The sequence below is a fragment of the Bacillus sp. EB V-12 genome (assembly GCF_056158125.1).
This window is the reverse complement of sequence record NZ_JBUXJL010000016.1, coordinates 51044-63188: the sequence shown is the minus strand read 5'-3', so window position 1 is coordinate 63188 and position 12145 is coordinate 51044. Positions and strand designations below refer to the sequence as shown.

Sequence of the window (12145 nt, the reverse complement as noted above, 5' to 3'; positions counted from 1 at the left end):
AGTAGTAGCCCCTGTTGAAAATCTAAGTAAGGTAGAAAAGGACAGATATAAGGAAGTTAAGCAAACAAATATAAAAGAGATTTTTAGTTTGAAAGAGCCAATCTGGATATTTAAGGCCGGAATAAGTAAAGGGAAATACCATGATCGACAAGAATTAGGTTTTATTTTACAAGAAAACACGCTTCTAAAAGTAAGACAGACAAATCCTCAATTTAAGAAAAAGTTAACATTACGTTTGTTATCTAATGATTCAAATGAGGAGAAATCGATTCAAGTAGGGAATGAATGGGTAACGGTTCAAGCAAATGTACCCTTAGTTCCGTTTGTAGATACTCCTTACGAAGAAGATGGTGCAAAATTGGAGTATCTAGTGGAGAGTGAAAAATCTCAGAAACCTCTTCCTATTTATCAGGAAAAAGAAAGTGCTTTTCAGTTTTTTGAAACATGGGATCAATCTGATGGAGAATACGCATTAATTCAAGGAAAAAGTTTTCAATTATTTGTACCTAAACAAGACAAAGAATTATTAAGAAATTTAAAGGACTTTCAATCTTTAAATGAATTAATCAACTATTATGAAGAGATTTTTGCTATGTATGATTCGATTATTGGTTTGGATGGCTCAACACCTGAAAATGAAAAAAGCCATAATCGCTACTTTTTAAAGGCAGATTTACATGGTGCTGGTGGTGCCTACTATGGATCCAATTGGACAGCGAATAGTTCAGATAATACAAAGATGTGGTTAGACGAAATGAGTTGGGGAACGTTACATGAGATTGCGCATGGCTACCAAGCTGGTTTTGATAATCAAGGAATATATACAGGAGAAGTCTCCAATAATTTGTTTGGTGTCCAATATCAATACAGTAAATACGGCAAGAAAGCAGATCAAGTTGGTTGGTTGTTTAATTTTGGGAAAAAACAAGCCGTTGAGAAAAATTTATATAATGCTGTAATGAAGGAAAATAAAGAATATGATGATTTAGATTTAAGGCAAAAGCTCATTCTTCTGTCTATGGCAAAACAAAAGGCCGGAAATGAAGCTTTTACAAAAATGTATCAAGGTTATCGGAAATTAGCTAGCCAAGCTGGTTTCAATAATAGGGACTATCCTTTACCAGATTTAATGAACCAGTATTACAGTGAGCATAGTCAGTTTGATTTTACACCTGTTTTCGAAAGATGGGGGCTAAACCTTAATTATAATCAAACAGAGATGAACCGAGCAAATGGCTATCAGGCAATTAGCTCATTAGCTGATATAGTACCTGAATCGCAATTAGTTGAAGCAAGAGCGATAATAGATCCAGAAATCTTAATCAATTCTAATTTTGAAATGGTTACAAATCAGCAAATAGCTCCACTAGGGTTAAAAGGAAACTTAAACATCCATTTGAATACTGATCATATAGAAAGCTTTAAAGGGGAAAAAATTCAGTTAAAAGAAGGAAATAAAGTAATTCAAGAGCAAAAGATTGAAACAGAAAATATCGAATTCCAATATATACCAAACGGTATTTATACCGTTGATATTCCAGATGGGAAGGATGGAAAGTATCGTTTCAAACAACATTACGCTTACGTAAAGGAAAAGAATAACGCTTTATCGATTGATATTAACAAAATTGAAGTGAGTAATCTAATTAACCAGAACATTAATTTTTTAGGGTTAGCAGATAATCAATTTGCTGAATTAAATACAGATTTGAATCAGCAACAAGCTACTTTTACAATTACTACTAAAACTCCTCACAGCTACTATGCAGGAGAAAAATACGCATCGATTGAAGTATTTAATGATAAAGGAGAAAAAATTTACACACAAGAAATGCAAGGAACAAATGTAATAATTGGGAAAGACGTTATCCCTTTAAAAGAAGGTTATCAAATCAAGATTTATCATGATGAAACAAAAAAAAGATTAACCGGTGAAAGCGAGCTCATTAATTCTTCGATTAAAACAAACAGTTTCATTATGACAAAATGGGGATTGAAAAATGATTCTCTTCAAAACAAACCAGAAGAAGACCTTATGAAACGGATTGATAATGCAGCAACAGTGATTCTGAACAATCCTAGTTTAAAAGATAGTCCTGTGCAACAATTAGAAGCGAAAAAACATTTATGGATGGCAATAAATGTTTTGCCAGACCCATATAAATTAAGCTATATGAATAAATATCAAGACATCCTTCATTGAACTATTCCCACTTAACGATCTTGCAGGTCGTTTGAATTGGGAGATTCCTGTGAATACTGATGTATCCACCAGTTATCTTAGTAGGATTTGTTCATAGTTCATACGGTGAGAATTAAAATGTCTTGTACGTTGTCTCACTACGCTTCCTACTTTAGCTTGGTTTTCACAACTTCGGCAAATATGGGACGATAGAAAGTTGAAAATTTTAGGATTGCAATGAAATTTCTAAAACCAACCTCATATCTTCAGTTTACAAAGATTAATCTGTACAAGTATGTGGTAGCAAACATTTTGGCTTATACCAATCGACAGAAGTTTCTCATCTATTTGCTGGTGTTATCACAACTTCATACAAATTGAGGAGGGCGTCTTCTTGGCTAAAATGATGAAGGACATAGCCTCACTGGAAGTGAGGAAAGATATACTAAGAAAAGGTTAGGTACAAATTTAAACAAAGAGACATGGTAAAGTCCATGTCTCTTTTCGTCTTTCATTCTCAAGTTAATATAACTATTTCAATCTACTGCTGAGTATTGTACCAAGACAAAAATTCAAAGGTAATTAATCAGTAATAACGTAGTATTTTTGCCAATCGGATATATATGAAAGACAGAATACAAGGTTTTCCATAGGCTTAGGATTTTATGTCCTTGTAAAAAAATGTGTGGATGAAAATTAGCGCCGATAACGATAGTGAATTTCATTATCGTTTATATGTAGGTGATTTGTTGATAAAAAACGCACTAAATATATAATGTAATTCATATAAGTAAGTTTGACACTCCCACGGCTAAAGCCGCAAGCTGACTAACGTCAGTGGGATTCTTACTACCAAAGGCGAAGTCCATTTCTAGTATCGCTGACGTGCAAGATTGCGGTGTGCCATCACCACTCCCACAACAGACCATATAGGTTCGTGGGCTACGGTACTGTGACCATACCGTACAGATTGTTGGTTCTCAAATGTTTTTACGTCTTGTTCTTGACGACTTAATACATTTTACGGAGTAGAAGAATTTGCTACCCCAACCTCATATGTATTCTGTTTTCAGAGAACAGTCGTTTTAAAGTCTTTTGCATGACTATGAATAGAGTATACCATGTTTTGCTATGCAAAAACGATACTTTCATCCCACGTCTAAAGACGGACTAAAGTCCTGTGTGGGCTTTCTCGTATCATAAGTTCTGTAATAATAGTTTAATGAATTTATATAATGTAGAATTGCTCATAATTCAGATTATATTTATTTATTTAAAATTAGTGATTAAGGTATGTAAGTTTATTAAACTTATTGTTAAACATACAAGTTCATCTAGAATTTAAAGGATATTAATGAAATAGAGGATGAACAGACTTGGCTTAAAGATGTACCAAAAAGACGTTGATCAGAGCAAGTTATTTTGCATTTAAGGAAGTGGGGAATTTTTGAAGTATATGGAAATCACAATTTAGATTTGGAAACTATGTTACTAGTGAACAAATTGCTTCTGGAGTTAAGCAATAATTAAAATTAGAAGAAACGACTAACCAGAAGAGGGTATTTACAGATACAAAAGGGCATATGTTTGAGAAAGCTAGTAATATAGTAGCACAAATAGGAATTATATAAGATGATGTGACTGATAATTTTTTAGTAAATAATATAGTAACACGTGAACAATACACATAGTTTTTATACAATACAGTAAGCGCAAAGTAAGAAAGTAAATTGATTGTAAGCCTTTTGATGAAAACCGCATAGACAATAGTGATTCATCTGTAAGTGCTGTTCATACTGATACTTCCAATCCAAAAATGGATATATATATGTAAATAGCAATTGTAACATTCTCAATTTTATCTAGTGCCAAAAATAAAGATTGGTACTAAAGTAGCTTATTTTAATACAGAAAAATTTTTTTATTTAATCTAAGAATCCTTTTGTTTCATAAGATTAGATTCATTTTTAACAACTATTATATTTATTTAAGTGACTAATTATTCACCTTATATAATAATTAATCACTACATTATTAACATAGTTACCTTACAATAATGTAAGATTTTTTTGATTGACACTCGTATATATAAGTAACTATACTAGTTACGCAACAGTGATTCCTATGTAAGAGCTGTGTATACTGATACTTTCAACTTTCAAAAGATGTGTATCTATATAAAAACAACAGTAAGTGTAACTATTACAATCTGAAATGCCTTTACTTGTATAGGGTACAGTCTTATTAGTCATAATCTCGTATGGATAGTTGGAGAACTTGAAATTAACATAAAGAATAATTTTATATTAAACGTAATATCTTAATGAACTAAAATAAAGTTATAGTATGCTCCTCGTTTGTATCTTGGAGTTCTTATGATGAATCAATATATAAAGTACCATTTCATAAAATAAAGGAGATTTAATTATGAATTTTAAACAAATTATTTTGGCGGGTGCTGTCATAACTACAGCAACGTTAACGACTTTGAACAGTGTACAAGCTGAGAAAAAAATATTTAATGATGTTCCAGTCAATCATTGGTCTGAAAAAGCAATTAATGATTTAGCAAATAGAAAAATTGTATATGGTTATGGAAATAATAAATTTGGATTTGGAGATAAAGTAACACGTGGTCAAGTAGCGAGAATGTTATACAATTATTTAAAACCACAGGATGTAGACACAAGTTTTCAAACTCCATTTACAGATATAAAAGGTAATATGTTTGAAAAAGAAATTTTAGCAATTGTAAAAGCAGGAATTATGATTGGATATGGAAATGATAAATTTGGACCAAATGATATGTTAACTCGTGAACAAATGGCAGTAGTTCTTGCAAATGCATTTAAATTAAAAGCGAATTCAACCACTAATTTTAAAGATGTAGATAAAAATTATTGGGCGACGAAAGCAATCAGTGCGCTGCAAGAAAATAAATTAAGTGCAGGTACAGGAAATGATATGTTTGAACCTAAATTAATTGTAACTCGTGAACAATATTCGCAGTTCTTATATAATGCGATCAATAAAGTAGAGAAACCAGAAGTGAAACCAGAAGTGAAAATTGAGGCGACGAAGGAAAGAACGTCGGAGATTAACTTACCAGCAAACCTAGATAAATCTTTAGTGACAAATGATGTTACTTATAATCAAATTGCAGTAAACATTCTACAAGTTTCTCAAATTTCAATTTCAGAACAAGCACAAAGTTTAGTCCGTGATATTAATAAAAAATATAATACTAATTTGAAATTTAGTAATATCGGATTAGGCATTAAGTTATTAGATGAGGATATGCATCTTCCAACAGATTCAATTGGCGGGCAATTCCTTGTTGAAGGACCAGCTGAAAATGATTTTGAAATTAAATCCTTATATAATAATGAGGCAGTTGTGGAACTTACAAAAAAATGGGTTACTTTATTAGTTCCTGAATTAAATTTAAATCAAGAAATTCAAGAAGCAGTAGACAAACATACTATGAATAACTACTATTTAAAAGGAGATTATAGGGTTAGAATTATGAACTCAAAATCTGATAAAGTAATGCGAGTACAAGTAGAACCTAAGTAATTTTTATTGTTTTATAATATAAAGTTTACTAGAATACAAAAATCCAACTCAAATGCATTATATAAAAGACACACCTCTACCTAACTAGTGAACTGTACCCCGAATCATGGACACTTAAAAAAAGCCCCATGATTCGGGGTTTTTGTGTATTTTTATCAAAAAATCTCGTTATAATGGAACCAACGATAGAAATGAGGTACGGAGAATGAGTAAAATTATTTTTGACGAGATTCAAATGAAACAGCTAGAAAAAAATAAAAATGTATTAAAAGCGTCGGAACGTTCGATTAGCTATTGTCCAGATTTCAAAATAAGAGCGGTAAAAGAAAATCAACAAGGAAAAGGTCCTAGCCAAATCTTTTTAGAGAATGGGTTTGACTTAGCTGTGATTGGTGAGAAGAAACCAAAACAATGATGGACTGCCATTTTATTTTCCAATTAAAGCAATTACTATTACTAGGGCAGCCTTCATAATTTTGTTTGTTTTAATTTCGATAGTTACTTCTAGGTTGGTAAAAGTAACCTTAGTGGTGGAACTATTAAAATCCGAAGAAAAGCCTAAACCAGAGCCTAGAAGTTCTATTGCATTGACAGTGTTATCGATTATTTTGATTGGTCTAGGGTATTTCGCAACATTATAAATATCAATCGGAAAAGATTATATGAATGATTATCAATTACTTATATTGACTGGAGTAAGCGTCGCCCTTGTTGTAATCGGCACATATTTCTTCTTTACACAATTAAGTGTCTATGTAATGTGTTTACTTAAGAAAAGATCAAATTTGTTTTATAAAAAAACAAATTTGTTAACATTCTCAGATTTAATATATCGTTTACAAGTCAATGCAAAAACATTCTTTATTGTCTCAATTGTTTCAGCTATGGTATTTACTGCAATAGGGATTTGCGCCGCGATAGATAATTCTAGATTGGCTGAAGGAAAAAGTCCATATGCATTTAAATATGTATCATTTTAAGGAAATGTAAATGAAGAAAAACATGTAGCTGAAATAAAAAAACAACTAGAAAAGGCCCATTTTCAATATATCTTAGTTTCTCCAAAGTTTATAACAACAGAAAATGGAAGGACCTTAATCAGATTAACGGATTATAATGAATATGTTCAAAAGCTGGAGTTTCCAGTGGAAAGCTTAAAAAATGATAAAGAAATTTTGATAATAACATTTAAGAAAGCAAAGAAGGGTAGTAATGAAGAAATTGAAAAGCAGAAAAATAGGCAAATTACACAAGGGAATTTACATATAAATCTTCCTATTCAAAAGAATGTAGAAATTGAAGAACTAAGACAGGATCATGCTTCTATATTAGTAGTAAAAGATTTAATATATAATCAAGTCGTGAATGAGTACTTTTTAGGGACATATAAAACACCAATAGAATCAACCTTATATGGTTTCATAATCAAAGACTGGATTCACACAACTGATATTGCAAAAAAACTAACCCTGGTAATACAAGCAGATGAAAATAGTGGGAATCCATCTTTTTATTTTGATTCTCTTAGCTTAATATGGACTAAAATGAAGCAACAAAATGGGCTATAGTCAATTATGAGTATACTGGTAGGTATCTTTTTTTCTACAAGTTTTTTATAGTTCCGCTTATTTACAGATTTAGATCGAGATTATCAATATTTCAACATGCTTGAAAAAATAGGATTAAGTAAAATTGAATTAAAAAGAATTGTAACAAGACAGATGGTGATCTTGTTTTTCCTACCTATATTAATAGCAATGCTTCATAGTAGTGTGGCGTTTATGGCATTACAGCATATATCCAAATCTACAAGCATTGGTAGAAATATATCTGTTCTTGGCAGCTCTACTATAGTCTTGATAAGTTTTTTATTTATGCAAGATATATATTTCTTCCTCATTCGTTCAAGCTATCTAAAGTCAGTATCAAAAGTAATGTATACAGTAGAAGTTATAGAATCTATACAAAATGATTTTTGTATTATAAAAAAGAAAATTTTCACAGGTTTTAATAAAACAAAAGATAATCCGTTAAATAAACAAAAAAACCTTGCAAGATTTTTGCAAGGTTTTTTGAATTGGTATATACATTAAAGAGAGAAATTGAATTTCTAATTATAATTAAGACCAAACCCACTGATCATTTTGATAAGCTTGAGTGTTGGTTTCATCTACTTTTTGAATATTATCTACAACGGTTACATCTGCATCGATATTACCGCGTCCCAAAGCCAATTCCATATTAATTTTCACTTTGTCGCCTAGTTTAAATTGTTGTCCTTGAGTTAAACGAACTTCGATAATTTCTTTTTGACCATATTGATTCATATAAGGAACTATTACGTAATTAAACTCATTAAATTTATTTCCGACCTCTATAATTTCACCTGTTACATGGCCATTTACTTCACGATTCAAAATAGGGTTACTTTGTGCCTGAGAATCATTAACTTTTTCAATTTCGTCCATTACCGACCACTCATTACTTCTTTCAGCGTTCGCCATATGCACTTTCACTTTTTCATCTGCATTAAATTTTTGTCCTTTTGTCAAATAAACCGTAACATTCTTTTTTTGAATCCCATCTTTTCCAGTATATTGAACGATTACATAATCTAATGATTGAAATTTACCTACTTCTTTAATATATCCTATTTCATATTCGTATGCGAAAACATGTTCTAAATATTCTCCCTGATGCAATGTATCAGTCCCTTGAACTTTTTCAATAGACTGTGCAATCATATAACTCTCAAAATTACGCATCATCGCACCAGTAGCTTTTATATCATCACCAACTTTTACATGGGGATTAAAGTTAGTTGTAGTAATACTAAAACGATTAGTATTATCAATATTCGTATTGGACCCTTTCACTTCAATATAGATAGTATTCCCTGAAACTTCCACTACACGTCCTTCTATTGATGAAACATTTGATTCAACAGCTGCACTTGCTTTGGTTACCTCTAATCCTGGTAAATTTGTTCCTGCAAGAGCTGCAATTCCTAATGCACCAGCTAAAATGATTTTTTTCATACCTTATAACATCTCCATTCCGATTGTATTTAAATGCACAGTTAGGTTTAATCCGTAAATAACTTTCGTATATCACCTATCATGTAACCATTATAGTTACAATAATAATGATTATCAACTACAATCGAAATGCAATTTTGCATAATAATAAATTTTAGTTTAGAGTTTTTTGTCCCAACCAATATCTAAAAGTGAAAGTTTAGACTTTCTTGTCTAAATAGTATGGAGTTTCATTTACTTGTACAACCGCGTTTTGTTGATAAGACCCTAATTAGTTTCACTCAAACTCCCCTCCAAGTGAAATACAATATATATATATAATAAAAAAAGGATTTACGAAAGACTTTTGTAACATTTGTGAAAGAGAAATGAAAGATTTTTAAACTAAGATGAATTTACTGATATAGATGTTATATCGGTCGTTAATAAAAAGTACCCGTAGAGAGTGAAGAACAGCATTATATTTCAGCAATTTACACTAAACTCTACTAAGAGAGGAAACAAAAATGAAAAAAACCTTTAATACAATTAGAATGGGAAAGAAATTAATTCCTGCCACAGCGGCATTAGGTATTCTTTTTTCTGTAGCTCCTGTTGCAGAGAACAAAGCTAGCGCAGGTTTAGCCACGGTGTTGGATGTAACTATTACTTCATTAGGTATTGTAGCTGATATATATGAAAAGCTTGGGATATCTGTAGGAGAGCCTGACTTATCTAATTACACTGGCCCCTATGCAGAGAATGTGTCTTACAGAGCTCCTAACTTTAAATCTGGGGAATTTAATATTTCTATGCATCATACGAAAGGAGATTCCAATTTCACTAGAACCATTAAAGTACTATATCCAAATGGAAAAAGTGAGATTAAAGACTTAAAATCGGGGCAACAGCTTAAGATTACAGAACCCGGCACAATTGTAGATTTGAAACCCTTTGCAGAATCTGTATCAGAGCACGATCTTCTTTACATTACAAAAGCACAATTGGATGAAGGAAAAACCGGGGTTGCGCTTAATCAAGGTATCACCATATACGTAGAAAAAACATCCGGTGAAAATACATTACTTGTTGACGAATTTTATAAGAAGAAATTTGGAGCAGATTCTCTTGACGGTTTTAAAGGATTAGGGGTGGACCGATTTTCTTATTTAACAGATGAACAAAAGAAGGTAGCAACATTGACTTCACATCCAGTAGGTAGAGAAGTTCTTTCTAATTATGTTACGAATAACCCTACAGCTCAAGCAGATTTTAATAACCTGTCAAGTAATGTATTCGCAGAGATCACCAATACCCTAGAGACACCTATTGAAGCAGCATTTGGCTCACTAAATCACGGTGAATCCTATCAAATTATCCCCTATAAAAAAGGAAGTAATAAAGTATTGGTAAAATCAGGTTCAAAATATCTTTCAGGGAAAGAAGGAAATGTTCTTCAATATTCCGATTCGATTGGTGATGATGAATTATTTGAACTTGTCTCAGCCCCCGCTTTTCTTAATAAATGGCAGTTTGATTTGGTAAACAAGAATGGAGTACGTCTGACTAGTAATTCATACATTCAAGGCTTCCGGAAGGAAAACGATGGTGCTAATTCTTTCAGACCTGGAATTAGTTTCACTGCAAAAACCAATGATGAAGTTCACAACTGGTTAATAGACTGGTACCCTGGTAAAGAATATGATAGACAGAAGTATGATGGAAGAGTAGAGTTCAAAGCTAATGATAAAAGTGATGGTTCTATATGGACTGCATACGATGCTTCTGGAAAGTTAATAACGAATAGTTGGATAGAAAGAGATGGAGCATATCATTATGCAGATGCTTCAGGAGTTCTTTTGAAGGGGTGGCAGGAAATTAAAGGTAATACGTATTATTTTGCTCCGCATTCTAACTCCCTAGTAGTGTCGTCAAACTCATCTGATGCACAGATTGAGGGTAAGGTCTATCATTTCAAGGATTCTGGTGTTCTGCAGCGTTCAGCCTGGAAAGATGAGCAATATTCTGATGCTTCTGGAGCGTTTGTTAAAGAGGGTCTGAAAGAAATAGAAGGTAAAATTTACCACTTTAAAAATTTCGCAGTTACAAAGAATGAAATGCGTCTAGAAGACCAACATGTCATTCTTCACTTTTCCAACAAAGGCGTGCTTGAGAGGGCCTCAGATTTGAATGGGAAAGCATTAGCTAGTACTACTACTGTTACTTTTAACGGTAAACACGTAGTCTTTGAGAAAGGCGGTTCTGTTAGAAAGTCAGGACTCACTGGAAAGAGATCTTTCCCCCAATCAGATGGAACTGAAAAGGTCACAATGCACTATTATAGCTTAGAGGATGGAGGTTCCTATTCGGGTTGGAAGATAATTGATGGAAAGAATTATCATTTTAAAGATGGTCAGCACTATACTTTCGATGGTCATGAAACCATTGACGGAAAAAGATATTATTTTAATAATGACGGACATGCTATGCTGACAGGGTTTAAAAACGATGACGGTAAGATATACCACTTTGATGATAAAGGCGAAATGCAAAAGGGATGGCAAGAAATTGATGGTAAATGGTATTACTTCGATGATTCTGGAGCAGCTAAGATAGGATGGTTCTCTGTTGGTGGCGGATACCATTTCCCTTATTACGGGTACTTTACTTATTATGCTAAAAAAGATGGTTCAATTTATCAAAACACTACTGTTGAACTTAATAATGGGAAAGGTGTTTGGAAGACTTATACATTTGACAGTCATGGACACAAAGGTTATTAATAATCCAAAAAGAGTCTGTTTTTTATAAATATGACTCTCTAAATGAGATTCTTCAACCTAACTGGATCATATGACTCTGAAAAACTAAAAACAAGTCTTCCAATCAGTGAATGAGAAAATAGGTTAAAGAGTGGGCGTTGATATTCTTTTATGAATTTAGCCATGTGAAGAAGTACATTTCTAATGTCCATGAAACAACAAGTCAAGAATAGTGGTATGACCTTCGTCTTTGCTAGTAAGGGATATTACAAGGTGAAAAGTTAGTTAATAATAGGCTAATATTATTGCAGATAATGGTACCGCCACAGTTGTAGCTTCTAGTGAGTATATTTTAAAACCTGAGAATACAACTTCACCAAGCAATAATCACAAATGGGAGTTAGAAAGTATTAAGTAAAGAGTGATGTTATATATGTACCCCCTGTCTATATGGATAGGGGAGTACATATATCATTATAAATGTAACCAGGCTTTCTATACATTTGTTACCTCTACTCCATACGCCACCAACTGAAAATCCCCCCAGTATGTATACTTTTAGGAATGATATATAAACAGACTCTATCTAGCCATACAAGTAGTTAAAT

Annotated in this window: 6 protein-coding genes and 2 pseudogenes; 7 read left to right on the top strand and 1 reads right to left on the bottom strand. The window is 32.3% G+C overall.

Annotated features, from left to right (window positions below):
* The 6 genes and pseudogenes from ACZDYH_RS27640 to ACZDYH_RS27615 form a co-directional block, all read left to right on the top strand.
* The coding region (locus ACZDYH_RS27640; RefSeq protein ID WP_474887676.1) for a putative mucin/carbohydrate-binding domain-containing protein at window positions 1-2203 on the top strand (2203 nt) is incomplete at its 5' end.
* Between the two features lie 2406 nt (window positions 2204-4609).
* The gene (locus tag ACZDYH_RS27635) at window positions 4610-5758 is read left to right on the top strand and encodes an S-layer homology domain-containing protein (RefSeq protein WP_474887674.1); all 1149 of its coding nucleotides are present in this window, start codon (window positions 4610-4612) and stop codon (window positions 5756-5758) included.
* Window positions 5759-5963: 205 nt separating this feature from the next.
* Window positions 5964-6167: pseudogene (locus ACZDYH_RS27630) on the top strand (IS3-like element ISBsp3 family transposase); the annotation flags it as partial.
* Window positions 6168-6420: 253 nt separating this feature from the next.
* Window positions 6421-6738 carry a hypothetical protein gene (locus ACZDYH_RS27625; RefSeq protein ID WP_474887672.1) on the top strand — a complete coding sequence of 106 codons (318 nt, stop codon included), beginning with the start codon at window positions 6421-6423 and terminating at the stop codon, window positions 6736-6738.
* A gap of 165 nt (window positions 6739-6903) precedes the next feature.
* Entirely contained in the window at window positions 6904-7326 is a 423-nt protein-coding gene (locus tag ACZDYH_RS27620) for a hypothetical protein (RefSeq protein ID WP_474887670.1), read from the top strand.
* A gap of 96 nt (window positions 7327-7422) precedes the next feature.
* A complete protein-coding gene (locus tag ACZDYH_RS27615) occupies window positions 7423-7851 on the top strand; it encodes a hypothetical protein (RefSeq protein ID WP_474887668.1) in 429 nt (142 codons plus the stop codon).
* Between the two features lie 624 nt (window positions 7852-8475).
* Here ACZDYH_RS27615 and ACZDYH_RS27610 read toward each other — a convergent pair.
* Window positions 8476-8796 (bottom strand): annotated as a pseudogene (locus ACZDYH_RS27610) (hypothetical protein); the annotation flags it as partial.
* Between the two features lie 506 nt (window positions 8797-9302).
* Between ACZDYH_RS27610 and ACZDYH_RS27605 the strand changes: the two are divergent.
* On the top strand, window positions 9303-11558 hold the full coding sequence (locus tag ACZDYH_RS27605) for an N-acetylmuramoyl-L-alanine amidase family protein (RefSeq protein WP_474887667.1): 2256 nt from the start codon (window positions 9303-9305) through the stop codon (window positions 11556-11558).
* Window positions 11559-12145: the final 587 nt, after the last annotated feature.

Coding starts and splice junctions, on each gene's coding strand:
- ACZDYH_RS27605 (WP_474887667.1), top strand. CDS start 9,303: ATGAAAAAAACCTTTAATACAATTAGAATGGGAAAGAAATTAATTCCT.
- ACZDYH_RS27625 (WP_474887672.1), top strand. CDS start 6,421: ATGAATGATTATCAATTACTTATATTGACTGGAGTAAGCGTCGCCCTT.
- ACZDYH_RS27635 (WP_474887674.1), top strand. CDS start 4,610: ATGAATTTTAAACAAATTATTTTGGCGGGTGCTGTCATAACTACAGCA.
- ACZDYH_RS27615 (WP_474887668.1), top strand. CDS start 7,423: ATGCTTGAAAAAATAGGATTAAGTAAAATTGAATTAAAAAGAATTGTA.